We start from the raw sequence: 20,973 nt of genomic DNA, 5'->3' as shown, positions 1-20,973 counted from the left end.
AGACGGATAATTTCACCCGGGTATATTGCGTCAGCAAATTACCCGGGTATTAAATGGCCAGCGTCATCAATATGGCAATGATTTCAATGCAGCGAACTTTCACAGCCTTCCAGGGCCATCGCCGCCTGGCGTCCGGGCCAGCGGGAGAGGTCGCGCTGGTCGTCAAGCGGATAGCGCCACCGCCGGACGAGCCCATCATCATCTTCGAGGACGGCACGGGCCGACCGATCGACTTCGATCTGCGCGGCGGGGATCGCGAGGTGCTGGCGCGGGTGGCGAAGCTTGTCCCGCCCCCGGTCGAGGAGACCGCACCACCGAGCGAGCCGCGCGGGCGCGGCCGGCCCAGGCTCGGCGTGGTCGCGCGCGAGGTGACGCTGCTCCCGCGACACTGGGAATGGCTCAATGCGCAACCGGGCGGCGCCTCGGTTGCGCTACGGAAGCTCGTCGACGAGGCAAGACGCGTCAGCGGCGACAAGGACCGCGAGCGGCAGGCGCGTGACGCGGCCTATCACTTCATGTCGACCATGGCGGGTAATCTGCCGCAGTTCGAGGAAGCTTCGCGCGCTCTGTTCGCGGATGACCGGCGGCGCTTCACCGGACTGATCGCCGACTGGCCGGTCGACGTCCGCGACCACATCGTCAAGCTCGCCTACAGCGACCGCGCTTAGGCGCAGCACTTTCTCTCACCCCATCGACGGCCAAGCCGCGCGTGCATCGCGCGGCAACGGCTTCGCACGCCCTGATGAAAGGCCTATCCATGTCCGCGCCAAAACCGCTCTGGACGACATTCCTCCGCTTCCTCGCGCCGCTGGTGCTGAGCAACGCGCTGCAATCGCTGTTCGGGACCGTCAGCAACGTCTATCTCGGCCAGATGATCGGCGTCGACGCGCTCGCCGCGGTGTCGGCGTTCTTCCCGGTAGTGTTCTTCTTGTTCGCCTTCGTCATGGGCCTGAGCACCGGCGCCACTGTGCTGATCGGCCAGGCCTTCGGCGCCGGTGAGCACGGCAGGATCAGGATCGTCGTCGGCACGACGCTCGCCATCGGCCTGCTGCTCTCGCTTTCGGTTGCCTTGGTCGGCGGCCTCTTCAGCCGGCAACTGATGACGATGCTCGCGACGCCAGCGGACATCCTCGACCAGGCCAGTGCCTATGCGCGCATCATGCTGCTCACCATGCCGCTCGGCTTCGTCTTCCTGCTGATGACGGCGATGATCCGCGGCGTCGGTGACGCCGTGACGCCGCTGCTGGCGCTGGCCTTGTCGACCACCATCGGGCTGATCCTGACGCCGATGCTGATCCGCGGCGCGTTCGGGATACCTGCCGCCGGCATCACCAGTCCGGCCTGGGCGGCCGCGATTGCCAACGCACTGACACTCATCGCGCTGGCCGTCTATCTGCTGCGGACGACGCATGCACTGGCACCGGATGCCGCGCTGCTGCGTCATCTGCGGCTCAATCGTGCCGTGCTCGGAAAGATCCTCGGCATCGGGTTGCCGAGCGCGGTCGGCATGGTGGTGATGGCGATCGCCGAGCTGGTGCTGCTCGGACTCGTCAACGGCTTTGGATCGGACGCCACCGCCGCCTATGGCGCGGTCAACCAGGTGATGGGCTACACGCAGTTCACGGCAATGTCGATTTCGATCGCGGTCTCGATCCTCGGCGCACAGGCCATCGGCGGCGGCGACAGGACGCTGCTCGATGGCATCGTGCGCGCCGGCCTCATGTTCAACATCGTCCTGACCGGCGGGCTGGTGGGGCTGATCTATCTGGCGCCGCGGGCCGTGCTCGGCCTCTTCATCACCGACAGTGCCGTGCTCGACCTCGCCGGGGGACTGCTTCACATCGCGCTGTGGAGTTCGGTGCCGTTCGGCTTGGCCACCGTGTTTTCCGGAGCCATGCGCGCGGCCGGCGTCGCCTTGACGCCAATGCTGCTGTCGATCTTCGCCATCCTCGCGATCGAGCTGCCGGCCGCTGTGATCCTGAGCCGTACGATCGGCCTGGAGGGCGTGTGGGCCGCCTATCCGATCGTGTTCTGCGCCATGTTCGTTTTGCAGATGGGCTATTACCTCACGGTGTGGCGCAGGCGCGCGATCCGGCGTCTGATCTGACCGGAACATCAAGATATTATGACCATCATTAAACGGTGGACCGGTGGCGCGCGCTGCGCCACAATGGATGAAAAGCCAGATCAAAGGCCAGGTCAGGGAGAACGATTTTGACCCGCACAGCCCCGCAATTCCTGTTCGATTTCGGCAGCCCGAACGCCTATCTCAGCCATCTCGCGATCCCGGCAATCGAGCAGCGCATCGGCGTCAAATTCGAGTACGTGCCGATCCTGCTCGGCGGCATCTTCAAGTCGACCAACAACAAGTCGCCGGCCGAGACGCTCGCCGGCATCAAGAACAAGCGCGAATTCCAGGCGATCGAGACCGAGCGCTTCGTCAAGCGCTTCAAGGTCCAGCCCTACGTCATGAATCCCTTCTTCCCGGTCAACACGCTGAACCTGATGCGGACCGCGATCGCGGCACAGGCCGAGGGCGTGTTCGAAAGATATGTCGAGGCCGCCTTCCACCACATGTGGCGCGAGCCGAAGAAGATGGACGACCCGGAAGTCGCAGCGAAGGCGCTAGCATCCTCCGGCCTCGATGCCCAAAAACTGTTCGCGCGCGCCGGGGAGCCCGAGGTCAAGGGCAAGCTGATCAAGAACACCGAGGACGCTGTTGCCCGCGGTGCGTTCGGCTCGCCGACCTTCTTCGTCGGTAACGAGATGTTCTTCGGCAAGGAGCAGCTGCGCGAGGTCGAGGAGATGGTGCTGGAGACGTAGTCCGTTCGTTCTCCGGCGACAGAATGTGATCGCGGTAGCATTCTGGATTGCTTCGCTTCGCTCGCAATGACGACTATAGATAGACCGCCAATAGCAACAATAAGGACAATCCCATGCGTATCCTCGTGGTCGGTGCCGGCGCCATCGGCGGCTATTTTGGTGGCAGGCTGTTGCAGGCCGGCCGCGACGTGACCTTCCTGGTCCGGCCGCGGCGCGCCGGCGAGCTCGCGAGCGCCGGCCTCGTCATCAAGAGCCCGAACGGCGACGTGACCTTGAAGAATCCGCCGACCGTTCAGGCCGACGCGCTCAAGGATAAATTCGACGTCGTGCTGTTGAGCTGCAAGGCGTTCGACCTCGACGACGCCATCAAGTCGTTCGCGGCCGCTGTCGGGCCTGATACCGCGATCATTCCCATGCTCAACGGCATGAAGCATCTCGACACGCTCGACGAAAAATTCGGCAAGGAGCGCGTGCTCGGCGGCCTCTGTGCCATCGCGGCAACCTTGAACGAGAAGCGCGAAGTGGTGCAGCTCCAGCCGATGCAGTCGCTCAGTTACGGCGAGCGCGACGGCAAGCTCTCGGACCGGGTCAAGGCGATCGACGAGGCCTTCAAGAGCGGCATCAATGGCGCCGCCGCCAGCCAGAACATCATGCAGGACATGTGGGAGAAATGGGTGTTCCTGTCTTCGCTCGCCGCAAGCACCAGCCTGATGCGAACCTCCGTCGGCAACATCCTCGCGGCCCCCGGCGGCAGGGACTTTTTGCTCGGCATGCTGGACGAGACCAGCGCGATCGCCACCGCGTCGGGCTACACGCCGGGCGGCCCGTTCTTCGAGCGCGTGAAGGGCAACCTCACCACCGAGGGATCGCCGATGACGGCATCCATGTTCCGCGACATCAAGGCGGGCCTGCCGGTCGAGGCCGATCACGTCATCGGCGACCTCATCGCGCGCGCCGATGCAGCCAAGGTGCCGGTGCCGAAGCTGCGCGTCGCGTATACGCATCTGAAGGCGTACGAGAAGCAGCGGGCGGGGTAGCTCAGCGCTATTTGAAATACGCGAGATAGTGCGAGACGGCGGTGATTTCCTCATCGCTCATGTGATAGGCGACATCCGCCATCGCGGCGACGCCGCCGCCGACGCGCTGGCCCGCCTTGTAATCGTGCAGCGCCTTGACCAGATATTCCTCGCGCTGGCCTGCGAGCCGCGCAACCGCCTTGGTGCCGGCGAAGCTATCCGTGTGACACGAGGCGCAGCGGCGGCCGACGGCAACTTGCGCGCCCTTCTTCGACAGGTCCGGATCCCCGTCTTCCGCTGCCTTCGGCGGCGTCATCTGCGCGAAATAGGCGCCGAAATTGCGGATGTCCTCGTTGGTGATCTCCTCGACGATCGGCTGCATCTGGTCGTTCTTGCGCGAGCCGGCGCGGAAAAACACGAGCTGCCACTGGATGAATTGATCGGGCTGGCCGGCCAGCGAGGGGATGTTCTCCGTCTGCGAGATGCCGTTCTCGCCGTGACAGCCGGAGCAGACGGCGGCCTTCTCCTGGATCGCGGCATTATCGGAGGCTTGAGCTCGGACGATTGCAAGTGCTGCGAGCGATAGCGTCACAGACAGAATTCCAAACCGAACGGCTCGCATGGCTGATTTCTCCGACTGTCATTGCCGGGCTTGACCCGCCTGCTTGGCGTAGGCCCGGCAATCCATCCCGTTTGCAAAGAGGTTTCTCGTTTTGATGGATGCCCGGATCAAGTCCGGGCACGACGAACGCGTTCCGCTGCGAGCCTGTCACAAACAAAAGAGGCTGCGGCCGTCATCCGGTCGCAGCCTCGTGTCCTCTTACGCTACTTCTTGCTGTAGCTGATGCGATAGATCGCGCCGGCCCAGTCGTCGGCGACGAGGATCGAGCCGTCCTTGGCGAGGATGATGTCGTTGGGACGGCCGAGATAGCCCTGGTCGCCCTCGATCCAGCCGGAGGCGAACACCTCCTTCTTGGCGTTCTTGCCGTCGGGGCCGACGATCACGCGCGTGATATTGCCACCCTGGTACTTGTGGCGATTCCAGGAGCCGTGCTCGGCGATCAGGATGTTGTTCTTGTACTCGGCGGGGAATTGATCGCCGGTATAGAACTTCATGCCGAGCGGAGCGACGTGGGCACCGAGATTCAGCACGGGCGGCGTGAACTCGGAGCACTTGTGACCCATCGCGAACTTCGTATCCAGCAGGTCACCCTGGTGGCAGTAGGGATAGCCGAAATGCTCGCCGATCTTCGAGATCATGTTCAGCTTGTCTGAGGGCAGATCGTCGCTGATCCAGTCGCGCGCGTTCTCGGTGAACCAGTACTTGCCGGTACGCGGATCGACGTCGCCGCCGACCGAGTTGCGAACGCCGAGCGCATAGATTTCGGCGTTGCCGGTCTTGGGATCGACGCGCCGGATCTGCGAGACGCTGGTCGGGGGCACGCCGACGTTGAAGGGCGGTCCGAACGGCAGGTAGAACCAGCCTTCCTTGTCGACCGCGATATACTTCCAGCCATGCGCGGCATAGGAGGGCATGTCGTCATAGACGACCTTGCCGTCGCCGAGCTTGTCGAGATTGGCTTCGGCGTTGTCGTAACGGATCAGCTTGTCGACCGCGATGACGTAGAGCGCGCCATCCTTGAAGGCGAGACCGGTGGGCATGTTCAGCCCCTTCAGGATGGTCTTGACCTCTTTCTTTCCGTTGTTGTCCTTGATGGCATAGACGTTGCCGAGGCCGAACGAGCCGACGAACAGCGTGCCCTTGTCACCCCAGGCCATCTGCCGTGCCGCGAGAACGCCGGGCGCGTAGACTTCGATCTTGAAGCCGGCCGGCAGCTTGATCTTCTTCATCATCGCGGCGAGCTCGGCCTCCGACGCGCCGGTCGGCGGGCCCGACGGCGGCGCGAGGCCCTTCTGCGCCTCGGTCTCGTCGCCGAGGAACCAGTCATCCGGCGGATGGGTCCAGAACTCCTTGGTGCCGGATTCGTATTTCTTCAGCTGGCGGTTCTTGTCCTGCTGTTGCGCGCTGACTGCACTTGTCCCCGCGAGAAGGGCAACCGCTGCAAGCGCCAGGACGGATTGAAAGACGGTTTGATGGAATTTCATCGCGTCACTCCCCTAAGGCAGCCGTCAGGGCTGCACGTTATTTTGTTTTGCTAGTCGAGAGGCGAAGTTCGGACTCTGTCAGGACGACAGATGCAAAAAGGTTAGCACATCTGCGGACGGTGAGAAGCGCGTCGGGAGCACTGCAGTCAGACTCAATGGAAATTGAGACTGAATGCCACGAAGATTTGCACGGCGACGATAACGGTCTCGCTGCAACGCGGAATCAAAATGGCGCGTGGCTGATTTGCAGGCAGCAGGAGGGGCGTACAAAATTGCGAAAACAACCCCATGAACAGTAGAACGGCTCACCCCGGTCTGCTCCCGGCGACGCCGGGCAGACACTTGTTGCGTCGAGCAAAACGGCAAAGACGGCGATTACGAGGCGACGGGATAGGGTCCGTCGTCGAATACCGTGTCGTGATAGCCTTTCGACCCGATCTCGCGGGCCAGCGTGCTGCGAAAATCCGTGCCCGCGCGCAGGCTGTTCAGGACATGCGCGAAGTCGAATTCGGGCCGCCAGCCTAGCTCGCGCCGCGCGCGGTCGTTGACATAGACGCGGTCGATCTCGGGGAATAGCCGCCATCCGCGCGCCGCATAGAGCTGCGCGCAGTCCGTGTAGAGCTCGCGCACGACACCGGCCGCGTCGCGCGCGAGCGCCGCGAGATGACGGGGCTCGAACGGGCTGGTGGCGGAGATGATGTAACGGGCAAAGCCGATCTTCGGCGCACGCTCGACGGCGAGCAGATGGGCGCTCACCGCGTCCGCTATATCCAGCCGTCTATAGAGCAGCTCGTTGGCCTGTGCGTTGTCCAGCGGGTAAGCCGAGCGCATCGCGGGATCGTCATCGTCCTCCGGAAAGAAGCGCGAGGTCCGCAAGACGACGACCGGTAACCCGCGCTCACGAAAGAACAGCTCGCACAGAGTCTCAGCCATCAGCTTGGTCGTGCCGTAGATGTTCTTCGGCACCGGCGCCAGATCCTCGGTGACCCACACCGCGGCCTGTCCGGCCTCGGGTCGAAGCTGGGAGCCGAATGCGCTGGTGGTGCTGGTGAAGACGAAGCTGCGCACGCCAGCGGCTACGGCTGCCTCGAGCAGATTGAGCGTGCCGGTGACGTTGGTGTCGACGAAATCTTGCTTGCCGTGGGTTGCCACATGCGGCTTGTGCAGCGTCGCGGTGTGGATGACGGCGGTGACGCCCTCCATCTGCCGCCGCGCGAAGTCCGGGTCGACGATCGAGCCGACGGCATCGGTGAGGGGCGATGGCTTCAGATCAAGCCCGCGTACGGGAGAACCGCGCCCCCGGAGCATACGGAGAACGGCCTCCCCGAGATGGCCCGCGCTGCCTGTGACCAGAATTGTCATTTGGGACCCAATACAGCCGCCAGCGGCGTGGAAAACCACGGCCTGACCCGGTTTGGCTGGATGCTTTGGGAAAAATTGGAGCGGGCGAAGGGGCTCGAACCCTCGACCCCGACCTTGGCAAGGTCGTGCTCTACCACTGAGCTACACCCGCATCCTGTGTCGGCCGCACGACGCGCCGGCAACGGCTGTCGTATGCCAAAAGCGGGCGGCGAATGCAACAGCTACCGGCAGCATAGATTCGGTTTCGAAGGCCCCATATGGACCCCGAACCCGACCAAATCGGCCAAAATCGCCTTCGAACCGCCGAATCGGCCGTCATGGATTGAAATTCGGCCGCCCCGGCCCAATTTTAGGGCCGACAGCGAAGCATATGAATTGGCGACGTGCTAAAGACCCGCCATTCCAGACATCAGACGAGGGGATCCCGTGACGATCATCGACCAAGGTAACGGAGCGGCGGGCCCGGCTGCGGCCGATCTGATCAAGGACACCACCACCCAGACCTTCGTGAAGGACGTCATCGAGGAATCGAAGCGCCAGCCGGTGCTGATCGACTTCTGGGCGGAGTGGTGCGGCCCCTGCAAGCAGCTCACGCCCGTGCTGGAAAAGGCGGTCAAGGCAGCCAAGGGCAAGGTCAAGCTGGTCAAGATGAACATCGACCAGCATCCGGCGATCCCGGGCCAGATGGGCATCCAGTCGATCCCGGCCGTGATCGCCTTCGTCAACGGCCAGCCGGCCGACGGCTTCATGGGCGCCGTGCCGGAGAGCCAGGTCAACGCCTTCATCGAAAAGGTGACCAAGGGCGTGACGGCGCCGGGCGAGCCCAATATCGCCGAGATCCTGCAAGAGGCCGAAGCGGTGCTCGCCGAGGGAGACGCCGCCGCCGCGGCGCAGATCTATGCCGAAGTGCTGCAGCACGATTCGACCAACATCGCGGCCCTTGCCGGACTCGCGAAATGCTACGCCGTCTCCGGCGCGATGGAGCAGGCCAAGCAGACGCTGGCCATGGTGCCGGAATCCAAGCGCAACGACCCCGCCGTGAAGGCCGTGCAGACCGCGATCGATCTCGCCGAGCAGGCGGAGCAGCTGGGGCCGGTGGCCGAGCTGGAACAGAAAGTCGCCGCAAACCCGCTCGATCATCAGGCTCGCTTCGACCTTGCGACCGCGCTGAATGCGCAGGGCAACCGGGCGGCGGCGACCGAGCAGTTGCTGGCGATCATCAAGCGCGACCGCAAGTGGAACGACGACGGCGCCCGCAAGCAGCTCGTGCAATTCTTCGAGGCCTGGGGTGGCACGGATGATGCTACCGTCGAGGGACGAAAGCGCTTGTCGACGATCCTGTTTTCGTAAGGGTTATTGTTGGAGCATGATCTTGTCGGAAAACCGCTTCACACTTTGCGCTGACGCGGTCCTCCGGATCATGCTCTAACGAGATCAGGGGGGACCAGATGCCGATCAACATCGAATATCGCGGCCCCGCCGACCTGCCGGAGATCATTCCGGTATTTCCGCTGCCGGGTGCGCTTTTGCTGCCGCGCGGCCAGATGCCGCTCAACATCTTCGAGCCGCGCTACCTTTCGATGGTCGACGATTCCTTGCGCGACGGCCATCGCCTGATCGGCATGATCCAGCCCGACGTCGCACACTCGCCGAAGAATTCCGACAGGCCGGCGCTGTTCCGCGTCGGCTGCGTCGGCCGCATCACCCAGCTCGCCGAATCCGGCGACGGCCGCTACATCCTCGAGCTCACCGGCGTCTCGCGCTTCAAGGTGGTCAAGGAGCTCGAAGTGCTGACCGCCTACCGCCAGTGCAAGGTGGACTTCTTCACCTTCGTCGACGACTTCACCGCGCGCATGGGCGAGGACGAGGTCGATCGCGAGGCGCTTCTGACCGTGCTGGCGGACTTCTTGAAGGCCAACAATCTCAAGGTCGACTGGGAAGGCGTCGAGAGCGCGCCCAACGAGGCGCTCGTCAACGCGCTGGCGATGATGTCGCCCTATGGCCCCGCCGAAAAGCAGGCCATGCTGGAGGCGCCGGATTTGAAGACGCGCGCCGAAATCCTGATCGCGGTGACCGAGATGGATCTCGCCAAGAAGCGCACCAGCGGCGATCCGCCGTTGCAGTGATCTCAGTTGTGATGCCGGATGCGCTTGCGTCCGGTGAACATCGCGCGGATCAGGTTCTCGCGCTGGAGAAGCCCCATCAGCACGACGCCCAGCACGTGTACCACGGCCAGCACGATGACGGCGTCGGATGCTATCGCGTGGGTGTCCTCGACCCACCACAGGCCGAAGAAGGTGACGGTCACCGACATGGCCCCCGTGATGGCCGAGACGGCGATCGCCAGCAGCAGCGCCACCAGCATCAAGGTGCCGGCTGGATTGAGGCCGATATAGCGGCCGGTCATGCCGCGGCGTAGATTCCAGAGATAGTGTGGCGCGGCCCGAAGCCGGACGCCGACCATGCGGAAGCGCGAATAGCGGCTTCCCCGAAAACCCCAGACCAGGCGGAAGGCGAGAAGCCCGAGCACCGTATAGCCGACGATGCGGTGAAGGGTATCGTAGACGGTGGGCGTGAACCACGCGGCCAAGATGCTGACCGCGAGGGCCCAGTGCCAGAGGCGTAGCGGGAGGTCCCAGACTGCGACCGTCCGCGAAGCCGTTCGATCCGCGGGGGTCCCGTCAGACACCCCGCGCGTTTCTGGCACCGCTTCGTCGATCAAGCCGTGACTATCCTCAAGCCTTGTTCAAGCCCTTGCTTGAATCCTTACTTGGCAACCGTCTTCTTCAGGCTAAGGTCTTCCGGGCTGTAGAACAGCTCGTAGAGCTTGCCTTCCTTGACGCCGTAGACCTCATAGCACGAGCCTTCGATCTTGGAGCGCCGCACTTCGTAACCCAGCGCCTTGGCCTTGGCTTCGGCTTCGGCGGCCGGCTTCCACGACGCCTTGTCGAGCTTGGTGCAATCCTTGAACCCGTCGGCCATGGCCGCCGAGCTCATACCCATGCCGACCGTCAGTGCAATTGCAACAACACGAATGACCTTCACGAACGTCTCCTCCTCTGTCGTGTGCGCGCGTGGCGCGAAGCGGGAGCGAGGGAAGCAAAGGCGATGATGAAGTCAATCCGGTTCGGGGCCTGACAGCTTTAGAGTTATTCTAACGGTCCGAAAAACATCAGTGCTCTCCGCGTGCAGCGTGCATTTGGACGGTCGCTGCGGCCTTACGCCTCACAGGTTCGATGGCGAGCAATTCCGATGCGCCGCACCTAGAGCCGTTCCCGTTCCGATGAAATCGGAACGGGGCTCTAGGTTTTCGTTTTGACGCGTTTTCTCGACGCGAACCGGTATCCACTTCGCTCGAAAACGCTCTAATAGCCGGCGACCGCCAGCACGACGACCGCGCTCAGCATCATCCAGCCGAAATGGCGTCCGCGCGTGGCCCAGGCGTTGGCGCAAGCGGAGAGGCCGAACACACAGGCCAGGGTCGCGACGATCCAGTGACGCGCCGTCTCCGAGCCCATCCACGGTGCCGCGATCAGAAGCACGCCGCCGCCGATCCAGGCGACTGTCGAGGCCTGCCAGACCAGGCGGATCAGGGTGCGCAGCCGTTCCGGCTCGATGGTCGCGCGCGGAAAGACCTTGGTCTCGCCGAGGAGGCCGTGAATGAGGGCCACGACAATGGTCAGGACGCCGGAGCACTGGAGCAAGAGATCACGCATCGAGGCCTCCATACATGTGTGTATGGTGAGATAGGCGCTGGCCCTCCGCCTGTCAATACACTAGTGTATGGTCGAACTTTCGGGAACTGACATGGCCGAGCAGCTCTCCGCCGACGACTGGATCAAGGAAGGCCTGAAGGCGCTCGCCAAAAACGGCTTCACGGCCCTGAAGGCCGATCCGCTGGCGAAAGCCATGGGCGTCTCGCGCGGCAGCTTCTATTGGCATTTTGCCGATCTCGGCGCGTTCCACGCCGAAGTCCTGAAGCGCTGGCGCGAGATCGCGGCCGAACAGATCATCGCCGACGTCGAGGCTGCCGGCGACGAGCCGCTGAAGGCGCTGCTGCGGAGATCCTTTGGCGCCCGGCTCGACCTGGAGCGCGCCGTGCGCAGCTGGGCGGCGTTCGATGCGGCCGCGCAAGGCGCGGTCCGCGCGATCGACCGCCGCAGGATCGACTATATCGAGACGCTGCTTGCGATGCGGGGGCTCGAGCCGGCGAAGGCACAGGCGCGCGCGCAGATCCTGTACTGGACATTCCTGGGCTTTGCCTTGTCGGGCACGCCGGTGCCGGCGGCGCGGCTCCAGGGCCTGCTCGACGAGATCATGCGGATCGTCTCTGCCTAAGTTCTTATTTTGACGCGTTTTCTTTATGCGAACCGGTACCCACTTCGCTCGAAAACGCTCTGGTGTCGCAATGGGCGACCGCGATTTTCTGTGCTAGAGGCAAGCGATCTTCGGAGACCCCAATGAACGCGCCCACCGAACGCCCCGAAACCAGCGTCGATCCCAAATTGCTGGAGATCCTGGTCTGCCCGCTGACCAAGGGTCCGCTGGAGTTCGATTCCGCAAAGCAGGAGCTGATCTCGCGCAGCGCCAAGCTCGCCTACCCGATCCGCGACGGCATCCCGATCATGCTGCCGGAAGAGGCGCGGAAGATCGATTGAGGATCTTGTAGCCCGGATGGAGCGCAGCGCAATCCGGGAGTCTCCAAGCCGACGCAGCAGTCCCGGATTACGCTTCGCTCCATCCCGGCTACGACATTGCGGCGCAAATCCTCGCTTACAGCGCCTCACCCTTCAGCAACCGCGGGATCTCACCGGTCAAGCCGGCGGCCTGGCGGATGAAGAGGTTCTTCAGCGGCGGAGCGCGGTCGACGAGGCCGAGGCCGATGTCGCGCACCGTGCGCAGCAGCGTCGACTGGTTGGAAAACAGGAAGTTCAGCGAGTTCGTGGCAACGCCCATCGCCATGGTGTCGAAGCGGCGCCAGCGCTGGTAACGTTCGAGCACGTCGACCCCGCCGAGATCCATGCCGAGCCGCGCGGCATCGACCACGACCTCGGCCAGTGCTGCGACATCCTTCAGCCCCATGTTGAGGCCCTGGCCCGCGATCGGGTGGATGACATGCGCGGAATCACCGACCAGCGCGAGACGCTCGGCGATGAAGGAACGCGCCACGAAATAGGACAGCGGGAACGCGCGCGGCTTGTCGAGCGCCTTGACCTCGCCGAGATGCAGGCCGAACCGGCGCTCCAGCTCGCCGTGGAACTCCTCGTCGCTCAAGGCGATGATGCGCGCGGCCTCGCTGCGGCGCTCGGTCCACACCAGCGAGGATCGTTTTCCCGACAGCGGCAGGATCGCGAAGGGACCCGCGGGCAGGAAGTGTTCCTCGGCGCGGCCGTCGTGATCGCGCTCATGGCCGACGGTGACGACGATGCCGGACTGATCGTACTCCCAGCCATGGGTGACGATGCCGGCGCGCTCGCGCAGTTTCGACCGCGCGCCATCGGCGGCGATCAGCAGGCTTGCCGCAATCACGCTGCCGTCGCCGAGCGTCACGTCGACGCCTTCCGGGCGCGCGTCATAGGACGCGACCGTCGTGGCGCGCAGATCGATGCCCTCGGCCTCGGCCCGCACCACCAGCGCGTCGATCAGGCGGCGGTTCTCGACCATATGCGCAAAGGGCTCGCCCGGCGCGACATCGCCGGCAAAGTTCAGAAAAACCGGACGGGTGGCGTCTTCCAGCTTTGAATCGGTGACGACCATGTCGAGGATCGGCTGCGCCTCGCCCCTGACGTCATCCCAGGCGCCGATTGCCTCGAACAGGCGGCGGCAGGCGGCCACGATCGCGGTCGCGCGCGGGTCGCGGCTCGGACGGGTCGCGAGCGCGGGGTCGGCGACGATGACGGGAATCTCGGGCCCGAGCCCCTGGCGCAACGCCAGGGCCAGCGCGAGGCCGGCAAACGCGCCGCCACCAATGACAATGCTACCCTGTACTGACATACCAAAATCCCGGCTAACTCTTGGTCTTGCTAGCAGACTTGAGCTGGGCGAAACAGTGCGGTGAAACAAGGGCGGAACGGCCCCAATGTGTCATTCCGGGGCGCCTCGCGGGAGCAAGGTCCGGAACGACGGCAAGAAAGTTCAATCCATGTCCAAAAGCTTGATCGACCTGATCTCGATCCTCGACCTCGAGCAGCTCGAGGTGAACCTGTTCCGCGGCAACAGCCCGAAGACGGGCTGGCAGCGGGTGTTCGGCGGTCAGGTGATCGGGCAGGCGATGGTTGCGGCCTGCCGCACGGTCGAGGGCCGGCTGCCGCATTCGCTGCATTGCTATTTCATCCTGCCGGGCGATCCGCAGATCCCGATCATCTACCAGGTCGAGCGCCTGCGCGACGGCAAGAGCTATTCGACCCGCCGCGTCACCGCGATCCAGCACGGCAACGCGATCTTCTCGATCATGGTGTCGTTCCACAACGACGAGGAGAGCGCGTTCGATCATCAGGACAAGATGCCCGACGTGCCGCCGCCGGAGAAGCTCACGGCGGAGGAGGTGGCGAAGCAGCCGATGTTCAAGGAGATGCCGGAATTCATCCGCCGCTACTACGAGTCCGATCGTCCGATCGAACTGCGCCCGGTCGAGCTCAGCCGTTATTTCGGCGAGAAGATCGACGACGGCCGTATTCACGTCTGGATCAGGACCGCGGCGAAGTTGCCCGACGATCCGGCGCTGCACATGTGCGCGCTCGCCTACGCCTCGGATTTTTCGCTGCTCGACGCGATCATGGCGCGCTACGGCCGCACGCTGTTCGACAAGCGCATGATGCCGGCAAGCCTCGACCACGCGATGTGGTTTCATCGCCCGTTCCGCGCCGACGAATGGCTGCTCTACGCGCAGGATTCGCCGAACGCACGAGGCGGCCGCGGCTTGACCCGCGGCTCGATCTTCAAGCCCGACGGCACGCTGGTGGCCTCCGTCGCGCAGGAAGGCTCGGTGCGCGAGCGGAAGGCCTAGAACCCAGGCGCGAGTTCATCGCGCCCGGGATTTGCGATCAAGCTCCGAGCGACCCGCGCGGAGCGAGCTCGGTCTGCGACGCGAACCAGTTCATGATCCAGCGATACACCCACGGAATCGGGATGATCAAGCTGGACAGGATCGCGGCGACGATGCCGCGCCAGAGAATCCCGAGACCGCTGCCCTTGAAGACGATCTCACGGCGCGTACCTTCGATGCTGCGGCAGAACCAGCGCATCTGAGCCGCGGCGACCCAGGCCCAGCCGATGATGGTGATGACGGAGATCGCGAACAGCAGGTTCCAGCCGATATAGGCCCAGACCGAGCCGGTGAAGCTGAGACCGAGCGGCTGCTCGTTGGAGGCGAGGTTTGCGACCATCCATTTGATCAGCAGCCAGTAGAGCACGATCTGCGCGATGAACAGCAGATTGCTCAGCAGCGCACTGCCGATGAAGCCGATCACGATCGCCAGAACGATGAATCCGAAGAACCAGGGCACCAGCGTCATCGCATTGCCGGTGAAGCTGAGATTGGGCCGCCCGGGCACCTTCACGCAGGACACGATCCATTTCGTGTACCAGACGAACACCCACGGGATCGGGATGATGAAGCACATGCCGATCAGCATCACGATGCTGCGCCAGGTGAACTCGAGGATGCCGAAATCGACCGCCAGCGCTCCTCCGCTGGCGCCGCCGCCACCAGCGTAGCCGGCGCCAGCGTAACCACCGCCACCCATCATCGGCGGTCCGCCGGCCGGCATCATCGGGGGCGCACCGCCGCCGCCGATCAGGCCGGGGATTTCGGCGGCCTTCTGCCAGCCGGCCATGCCCTCGGACCACACCAGCGTATCCGGGCGCACAATTCCCTGCGCGACCAGGTCGCGGAATTGCCCTTCCGGATAGGGCCCCTGCTGCTTGCCCTCGGATGCGTAGAACCAACTCGCCATAAAGCGTCCCCCTCAAACATACTTTGTACCGGCCGGGACGCTTCGGTTCACCGCATCCATGCCAAAAACGCATTGTGAAGGATGAACGGATGCCCTGTACAGAGGCGGCGGTTCACATGGCCAAACGTTTTTCCGCTTCAGTCTGCAAGTTTTTTATGCCATTTGCCCGGAAAGATGCCAGATTGACGCGGCGCCGGGGACATACGGCGCGGCGCATCCCCGGGGAATAGGCCTGACCATGAAACTCGTCGTCGCGATCATCAAACCCTTCAAGCTCGATGAAGTCCGCCAGGCGCTGACCGCGATCGGTGTCCACGGCATGACCGTGACCGAGGTGAAAGGCTACGGCCGCCAGAAGGGTCATACCGAGATCTATCGCGGCGCGGAGTATGTCGTGAACTTCCTGCCAAAGCTGCGGATCGAGATCGCGGTCGCCTCCGACGTCGCCGACAAGGCGGTCGCCGTGATCACCGCGACGGCGCGCACCGGCCAGATCGGCGACGGCAAGATCTTCGTCACGCCGATCGACCACGCGCTGCGCATCCGCACCGGCGAAACCGACAGCGACGCGCTTTAAGAAAACTTCTTCGATCGCACCGGGCAACGACGCCACAGCGTGCGACGCAATCACTATGCTTGGGGGAAATGACATGGCGGGATTGTTGCGCCGCGCGGCCGTTGTGGCTGCGCCGGCCGGATTTATGTCGATCATTGCCGCGCCTGCGCAGGCCGCGGGCTCCGAGATCAACACCGCCGACACCGCCTGGATGATCGTCGCCACCGCGCTGGTGCTGATGATGACGATCCCCGGCCTGGCGCTGTTCTATTCCGGCATGGTGCGCAAGAAGAACGTGCTCGCCACCATGGCGCAGAGCCTCGCCGCGGTGACGATGATCTCGATCCTCTGGGTGGCGTTCGGCTATTCGCTCTGCTTCGTCGGCGACGGGCCGTGGATCGGCACGCTCGACCGCTGGTTCCTCGCGGGGATGACGATGGACAGCGTCAATCCGGCGGCGAAGACGATCCCGGAAGCGCTGTTCATGCTGTACCAGATGACCTTTGCCATCATCACGGTGGCGCTGGTCGCGGGCTCGGTCGCCGACCGGATGCGATTCTCCGCCTATCTGGTGTTCTCGGTCGCCTGGTTCATCTTCGTCTACATTCCGTTGGCGCATTGGGTGTGGGGCGGCGGCTTCCTCGCCAGCATGGGCGTGCTGGATTTCGCCGGCGGCCTCGTCGTGCATCTGTCGGCCGGCACCGCCGGCCTCGTCGCCGCCAAGGTGATGGGCCGCCGCCACGGCTACGGCACCGAAAATCTGTCGCCGTTTGATCTGTCGCTCGCGGTGATGGGCACCGGCCTATTGTGGGTCGGCTGGTTCGGCTTCAACGGCGGCTCGGCGGGCGCGGCCAATTCGCGCGCGGTGCTGGCGATCATCGCGACGCATCTTGCGGCCTGCTCCGGCGCGCTGACCTGGGGCGCGATCGAATGGTCGACCCGGCGCAAGCCTTCGGTGCTCGGCATGATCTCCGGCGCTGTCGCCGGGCTCGGCACGATCACACCGGCCTCGGGCTTCGTCGCGCCCTGGCATGGCATCGTCATCGGCATCGTCGCCGGCGCGGTCTGCTACTGGGCCTGCACCTGGCTCAAGCACCGCTTCAACTATGACGACTCTCTCGACGTATTCGGCGTCCACGGCATCGGCGGCCTGACCGGCACGCTGCTGGCCGGCGTGTTCGCGACCAGCGCGATCGGCGGCACCGCCGGCCTGGTCGAGGGCCATCCGCAGCAATTGCTGATCCAGCTCTACGGGGTCGCCGTCACCTTCGTCTGGGCCGCCGGCGTGAGCTTCGTTCTGCTGAAGCTGGTCGCCCTGTTCGTGCCCTTGCGCGTATCCCGTGAGCACGAGCTGGAGGGACTGGACATTTCGCAGCACGGGGAAGCGCTTCAGTAATCGGGGCTTGCGCGACACATAAGTACATGCTTATGTGTTGGCATGATCGAAGCCGACATCTTCAAGGCGCTGGCTGACCCGACGCGCCGAAAGGTCTTTGAGAAGCTCGCTGGCGGAAGCCTGAATGCCAGCGCTTTGCGCGACGGTTTGGAGATCAGCCAGCCGGCGATGTCGCAGCATCTTTCGGTGCTGCGTGCGGCAGGCCTCGTGCGCGAACAGCGGCAGGGCCGCTTCGTGAATTACGAAGTCGATCCCGAAGGAATCGTGGCCATCGGGGCCTGGCTTGCGCGCTACCGTGCCTACTGGCCGAAGCGCATGGAAGCACTCGCCGATCTCCTCAAGGACATGGATCAATAAGGACTGGGATCAATGAGCGACGCCGCGAAGCCTGATCGTCCCGACGAAGCCCTGGTACTTGAATATGATTTCGATGCGCCGCCGGCAAAGGTCTGGCGCGCCGTGACCATTCCGGCCTTGCGCGAGCGCTGGCTGCCGGATTGCGACCTTGCGGGCGCCGAGCCGGAATCATCGATCCCGGGCGAAGAGGTGCGCTACCGGCTTCGCGATTCAGAGCCGCCGTTTCGCGAGAGCCACGTCATCTTCCGGATCGAGCCGAACGAGGACGGCGGCACCCGCTTCCGCATCATCCAGCAAGCCTGCGATATCGGCATAAAGCTGCCGCAGCCGGCCAACAGCAATTGCTGCTTGATGCGCGCGGCCGCCTAACACCAACAACACTTCATCATCTGCAGACATGGAGGTCGCCAATGCGCGACATGCTTCAGCTCGTCCCTATGGTTGTCGAACAATCCGCCCGCGGCGAGCGATCCTTCGACATCTATTCGCGGCTCCTGCGCGAGCGCATCATCTTCCTCAACGGCGAGGTCAATGATGCGATGTCCGGACTGGTCTGCGCGCAATTGTTGTTCCTGGAGGCGGAGAATCCGAACAGGCCGATCAATCTCTACATCAACTCCTATGGCGGCGTGGTCACCTCTGGTCTCGCCATGTACGACACCATGCAGTTCATCAAGGCGCCGGTTCATACGCTGTGCATGGGCACCGCGCGCTCGATGGGCTCGTTCCTGCTGATGGCCGGCGAGCCAGGTCACCGCGCCGCGCTGCCCAATGCGAGCCTTCACGTGCATCAGCCGCTCGGCGGCTTCCAGGGCCAGGCGTCCGACATCCTGATCCATGCCAACGAAATGCAGGAGACCAAGCGGCGCATCACCCGGCTCTACGCGCAGCATTGCGGGCGCACCGAGGCGGAGGTGGAACGGACCCTGGACCGCGACCACTTCATGACCGCGCAGCACGGGGTCGAATGGGGGTTGATCGACCGGGTCTTTGCGGAGCGCGAGGCCGCCTGACGGTCCAGGCCGGTTGCGCGCATCCCGTGAGCACGCCGAGGGCCGGTTCGATATTTCGTAGGGCGGCGGGGCCTTTGTCAGGCTTCTTCTGTAATTAAATACCTTCTTGCTGCCCGACACGTGAGCAGCAATTGTGTCGACAGCCTGTCGTGCCTGCTTTTTGATCAGGCGTGACCACGTTTTGAGCGCGACGTAATAGCGCACTGCACCGCAACACGCGGCAAACGCGAAAACACCCGTTTTCATAGTCCGTTAGGCAACGCGCCCGATCTGGCACGGCATTTGATTCTAAGGGTGCTGGCTGTGCCCGCGTAGTGAACTTCTCCCTCGTGGCGAACCAGTCGAGAAACGCCCGGCCATGTCCGGACCGGGCCCAAGCGGGGATAGGACCCATGAAAATTGTTATGGCGATTATCAAGCCATTCAAGCTGGAAGAAGTCCGTGACGCCCTGACCGCCATCGGCGTTCACGGTCTCACGGTGACGGAAGTCAAGGGATATGGCCGCCAGAAAGGCCATACGGAAATCTATCGCGGTGCTGAATATGCCGTGAGCTTCCTGCCCAAGATCAAGATCGAAGTCGCTGTCGCCTCCGACCAGGTCGACAAGACAATCGACGCCATCACGTCCGCCGCGAAAACCGGACAGATCGGCGACGGCAAGATCTTCGTCATCAACCTCGACCATGCGGTTCGCATCCGCACCGGCGAGGCCGATGCCGCGGCCCTTTGATTTCGCGCTCAACCTTTACCAATCAGGAGTGAATAAAATGACGTTTAAGCGTCCCTATGGCGCGGGATTGGCGGCTCTCGCAGTCGGCATGTTCGCTGCGACCGCGGCCTATGCCGAGCCAACGGTCAACAAGGGAGACAACGCCTGGATGCTGACATCGACAGTGCTCGTGCTGTTGATGACGATCCCCGGCCTCGCGCTGTTCTACGGCGGTCTCGTCCGTTCTAAAAACATGCTCTCGGTGCTGATGCAGGTGTTCTACACCGTCTGCGTCGTCACCGTGATCTGGGCCGTATACGGCTACAGCCTCGCCTTCACCGGCGGCTCCGACTTCATCGGCGGCTTCTCCAAGGCCTTCATGATGGGCGTCACCACCGACTCGAAGGCCGCGACCTTCTCGGTCGACGCCAACATCTCGGAGCTCATCTATATGTGCTTCCAGATGACCTTCGCGGCGATCACGCCCGCCCTCATCGTCGGCGCCTTCGCCGAGCGCATGAAGTTCGCGGCGATCGCTCTGTTCATCCCGCTCTGGGTCACGCTGATCTACTTCCCGATCGCGCACATGGTCTGGTACTGGCCCGGCCCGGACATGATCCAGGACGCTGCCAAGGCACTTGCTGCTGCTACTGATGCGGCTGCGAAGACCGCGGCGCAGGCCAAGCTCGACGAGATCAACGCCGACGCCGGCTGGATCTTCAAGAAGGGCGCGATCGACTTCGCCGGCGGCACCGTGGTGCACATCAACGCCGGCATCGCAGGTCTCGTCGGCGCTCTGCTGATCGGCAAGCGCGTCGGCTACGGCAAGGAGCTGATGGCCCCGCACTCGCTGACCATGTCGATGATCGGCGCCTCGCTGCTCTGGGTCGGCTGGTTCGGCTTCAACGCCGGCTCCAACCTCGAAGCCAACGGCGGCGCTGCCCTCGCCATGACCAACTCCTTCGTCGCCACCGCGGCCGCCGCGCTGTCGTGGATGTTCGCGGAGTGGATCGTGAAGGGTCACCCGTCGGTGCTCGGCGTCATCTCCGGCGCTGTCGCGGGCCTCGTGGCCGTCACGCCTGCCGCCGGCTTCGCCGGCGTGATGGGTGCGATCGTCCTCGGCCTCGTGGTCGGCGTGGTCTGCCTGTTCTTCTGCACCGTGGTGAAGAACGCGCTCGGCTACGATGACAGCCTCGATGTGTTCGGCGTGCACTGCATCGGCGGCATCGTCGGCGCCCTCGGCACCGGCATCCTCGTCAATCCGGCGCTGGGTGGTGCGGGCATCATCGACTACACCGCGATCCCGCCGAAGGTTGCCGATTACGACTTCGCGGCGCAGATGACCTCCCAGCTCTGGGGCGTCTGCACCACGCTGGTGTGGTCGGGCATCGGTTCGGCGATCCTCTACAAGGTCGTCGATGTGATCGTTGGCCTCCGCGCCAATGTCGAGACCGAGCGTGAAGGCCTCGACATCACCGAGCACACCGAGCGCGCCTACAACATGTAACTCTCCTCCCGGACGCGATCTCCTCGGGGATCGCGTCCACAACTACGGTTTGGGCACATACCCGGCAATGCCCAGACTGTTGAGGGGCTCCAGCGCAAGTTGGAGCCCCTTTCTTTTGGCCGTCTTTTGTTCTGCGCGACAAAGAAAAAGATTGCCATTCCAGATTGCCGGC

General features: G+C 63.8%; 24 protein-coding genes and 1 tRNA gene. 16 read left to right on the top strand and 9 right to left on the bottom strand.

Annotation, left to right across the window (positions count from 1 at the left end; all coding sequences use genetic code 11):
- Positions 1 to 86 precede the first annotated feature (86 nt).
- The 4 genes from OWC48_RS21760 (at position 87) to panE (ending at position 3,860) form a co-directional block, all read left to right on the top strand.
- Entirely contained in the window at positions 87 to 668 is a 582-nt protein-coding gene (locus OWC48_RS21760; protein WP_404979809.1) for a DUF2239 family protein, read from the top strand.
- Positions 669 to 757: 89 nt separating this feature from the next.
- Entirely contained in the window at positions 758 to 2,107 is a 1,350-nt protein-coding gene (locus tag OWC48_RS21755) for an MATE family efflux transporter (RefSeq protein WP_282521778.1), read from the top strand.
- 107 nt (positions 2,108 to 2,214) lie between these two features.
- Positions 2,215 to 2,823 carry a 2-hydroxychromene-2-carboxylate isomerase gene (locus tag OWC48_RS21750; RefSeq protein ID WP_282521777.1) on the top strand — a complete coding sequence of 203 codons (609 nt, stop codon included), beginning with the start codon at positions 2,215 to 2,217 and terminating at the stop codon, positions 2,821 to 2,823.
- A 113-nt stretch (positions 2,824 to 2,936) separates the two neighbouring features.
- Positions 2,937 to 3,860, top strand: coding sequence for a 2-dehydropantoate 2-reductase (gene panE / locus OWC48_RS21745; RefSeq protein ID WP_282521776.1), 924 nt, complete (start codon positions 2,937 to 2,939; stop codon positions 3,858 to 3,860).
- A gap of 7 nt (positions 3,861 to 3,867) precedes the next feature.
- Here the strand turns inward: panE and OWC48_RS21740 are convergent, their stop codons facing one another.
- From OWC48_RS21740 to OWC48_RS21725, 4 genes are all read right to left on the bottom strand, one after another.
- Positions 3,868 to 4,461, bottom strand: coding sequence for a cytochrome c (locus OWC48_RS21740; protein WP_282521775.1), 594 nt, complete (start codon positions 4,459 to 4,461; stop codon positions 3,868 to 3,870).
- 203 nt (positions 4,462 to 4,664) lie between these two features.
- Positions 4,665 to 5,945 carry a sorbosone dehydrogenase family protein gene (locus tag OWC48_RS21735; protein ID WP_282521774.1) on the bottom strand — a complete coding sequence of 427 codons (1,281 nt, stop codon included), beginning with the start codon at positions 5,943 to 5,945 and terminating at the stop codon, positions 4,665 to 4,667.
- A gap of 375 nt (positions 5,946 to 6,320) precedes the next feature.
- Entirely contained in the window at positions 6,321 to 7,307 is a 987-nt protein-coding gene (locus OWC48_RS21730) for an NAD(P)-dependent oxidoreductase (RefSeq protein ID WP_282521773.1), read from the bottom strand.
- 76 nt (positions 7,308 to 7,383) lie between these two features.
- Positions 7,384 to 7,458: transfer RNA gene (locus OWC48_RS21725), tRNA-Gly, on the bottom strand.
- Positions 7,459 to 7,733: 275 nt separating this feature from the next.
- Between OWC48_RS21725 and trxA the strand changes: the two genes are divergently transcribed.
- Together trxA and OWC48_RS21715 are read left to right on the top strand one after the other, a co-directional pair.
- Entirely contained in the window at positions 7,734 to 8,657 is a 924-nt protein-coding gene (trxA, locus tag OWC48_RS21720) for a thioredoxin (RefSeq protein ID WP_014490757.1), read from the top strand.
- Positions 8,658 to 8,755: 98 nt separating this feature from the next.
- Positions 8,756 to 9,433: an LON peptidase substrate-binding domain-containing protein gene (locus tag OWC48_RS21715; protein ID WP_282521772.1), complete on the top strand. Its 678-nt coding sequence runs from the start codon at positions 8,756 to 8,758 to the stop codon at positions 9,431 to 9,433.
- 2 nt (positions 9,434 to 9,435) lie between these two features.
- Here the strand turns inward: OWC48_RS21715 and OWC48_RS21710 are convergent, their stop codons facing one another.
- The 3 genes from OWC48_RS21710 to OWC48_RS21700 all read right to left on the bottom strand — a co-directional run bounded on the left by OWC48_RS21710 (position 9,436) and on the right by OWC48_RS21700 (position 11,023).
- Complete coding sequence (locus OWC48_RS21710) at positions 9,436 to 10,029, bottom strand: cytochrome b/b6 domain-containing protein (protein ID WP_282521771.1); 594 nt, start codon at positions 10,027 to 10,029, stop codon at positions 9,436 to 9,438.
- 44 nt (positions 10,030 to 10,073) lie between these two features.
- On the bottom strand, positions 10,074 to 10,352 hold the full coding sequence (locus tag OWC48_RS21705; RefSeq protein WP_028150199.1) for a PepSY domain-containing protein: 279 nt from the start codon (positions 10,350 to 10,352) through the stop codon (positions 10,074 to 10,076).
- Between the two features lie 320 nt (positions 10,353 to 10,672).
- Entirely contained in the window at positions 10,673 to 11,023 is a 351-nt protein-coding gene (locus tag OWC48_RS21700) for a hypothetical protein (protein WP_028150198.1), read from the bottom strand.
- Between the two features lie 91 nt (positions 11,024 to 11,114).
- Between OWC48_RS21700 and OWC48_RS21695 the strand changes: the two genes are divergently transcribed.
- Complete coding sequence (locus tag OWC48_RS21695; protein ID WP_282521770.1) at positions 11,115 to 11,645, top strand: TetR/AcrR family transcriptional regulator; 531 nt, start codon at positions 11,115 to 11,117, stop codon at positions 11,643 to 11,645.
- A 122-nt stretch (positions 11,646 to 11,767) separates the two neighbouring features.
- On the top strand, positions 11,768 to 11,965 hold the full coding sequence (locus tag OWC48_RS21690) for a Trm112 family protein (protein ID WP_011083431.1): 198 nt from the start codon (positions 11,768 to 11,770) through the stop codon (positions 11,963 to 11,965).
- A gap of 115 nt (positions 11,966 to 12,080) precedes the next feature.
- Here the strand turns inward: OWC48_RS21690 and OWC48_RS21685 are convergent, their stop codons facing one another.
- Positions 12,081 to 13,301, bottom strand: coding sequence for a ubiquinone biosynthesis hydroxylase (locus tag OWC48_RS21685; RefSeq protein ID WP_282521769.1), 1,221 nt, complete (start codon positions 13,299 to 13,301; stop codon positions 12,081 to 12,083).
- Between the two features lie 148 nt (positions 13,302 to 13,449).
- Between OWC48_RS21685 and tesB the strand changes: the two genes are divergently transcribed.
- Positions 13,450 to 14,313, top strand: a complete 864-nt coding sequence (gene tesB, locus OWC48_RS21680) for an acyl-CoA thioesterase II (protein ID WP_282521768.1) — start codon at positions 13,450 to 13,452, stop codon at positions 14,311 to 14,313.
- 37 nt (positions 14,314 to 14,350) lie between these two features.
- Here tesB and OWC48_RS21675 read toward each other — a convergent pair whose 3' ends face one another.
- The gene (locus tag OWC48_RS21675) at positions 14,351 to 15,262 is read right to left on the bottom strand and encodes a DUF4339 domain-containing protein (RefSeq protein ID WP_282521767.1); all 912 of its coding nucleotides are present in this window, start codon (positions 15,260 to 15,262) and stop codon (positions 14,351 to 14,353) included.
- Between the two features lie 238 nt (positions 15,263 to 15,500).
- On the opposite strand from OWC48_RS21675, the gene OWC48_RS21670 reads away from it, so the two are divergent.
- The 7 genes from OWC48_RS21670 to OWC48_RS21640 all read left to right on the top strand — a co-directional run bounded on the left by OWC48_RS21670 (position 15,501) and on the right by OWC48_RS21640 (position 20,801).
- A complete protein-coding gene (locus tag OWC48_RS21670) occupies positions 15,501 to 15,839 on the top strand; it encodes a P-II family nitrogen regulator (RefSeq protein WP_008142802.1) in 339 nt (112 codons plus the stop codon).
- Between the two features lie 73 nt (positions 15,840 to 15,912).
- The gene (locus OWC48_RS21665; RefSeq protein ID WP_282521766.1) at positions 15,913 to 17,214 is read left to right on the top strand and encodes an ammonium transporter; all 1,302 of its coding nucleotides are present in this window, start codon (positions 15,913 to 15,915) and stop codon (positions 17,212 to 17,214) included.
- Positions 17,215 to 17,256: 42 nt separating this feature from the next.
- Complete coding sequence (locus OWC48_RS21660) at positions 17,257 to 17,571, top strand: helix-turn-helix transcriptional regulator (protein WP_282521765.1); 315 nt, start codon at positions 17,257 to 17,259, stop codon at positions 17,569 to 17,571.
- 12 nt (positions 17,572 to 17,583) lie between these two features.
- Entirely contained in the window at positions 17,584 to 17,940 is a 357-nt protein-coding gene (locus OWC48_RS21655; protein ID WP_282521764.1) for an SRPBCC domain-containing protein, read from the top strand.
- A 41-nt stretch (positions 17,941 to 17,981) separates the two neighbouring features.
- Positions 17,982 to 18,584: an ATP-dependent Clp protease proteolytic subunit gene (locus OWC48_RS21650; RefSeq protein WP_282521763.1), complete on the top strand. Its 603-nt coding sequence runs from the start codon at positions 17,982 to 17,984 to the stop codon at positions 18,582 to 18,584.
- A gap of 392 nt (positions 18,585 to 18,976) precedes the next feature.
- Entirely contained in the window at positions 18,977 to 19,315 is a 339-nt protein-coding gene (locus OWC48_RS21645) for a P-II family nitrogen regulator (RefSeq protein ID WP_008142813.1), read from the top strand.
- Between the two features lie 37 nt (positions 19,316 to 19,352).
- Positions 19,353 to 20,801, top strand: a complete 1,449-nt coding sequence (locus OWC48_RS21640) for an ammonium transporter (RefSeq protein ID WP_028158681.1) — start codon at positions 19,353 to 19,355, stop codon at positions 20,799 to 20,801.
- The last annotated feature ends 172 nt before the right edge of the window (positions 20,802 to 20,973 follow it).

The organism is Bradyrhizobium sp. Arg816 (assembly GCF_029989365.1).
Lineage (GTDB): Bacteria > Pseudomonadota > Alphaproteobacteria > Rhizobiales > Xanthobacteraceae > Bradyrhizobium.
Note: the sequence above shows the minus strand (reverse complement) of the source record. Positions and strands in the feature narration are given on the sequence as shown.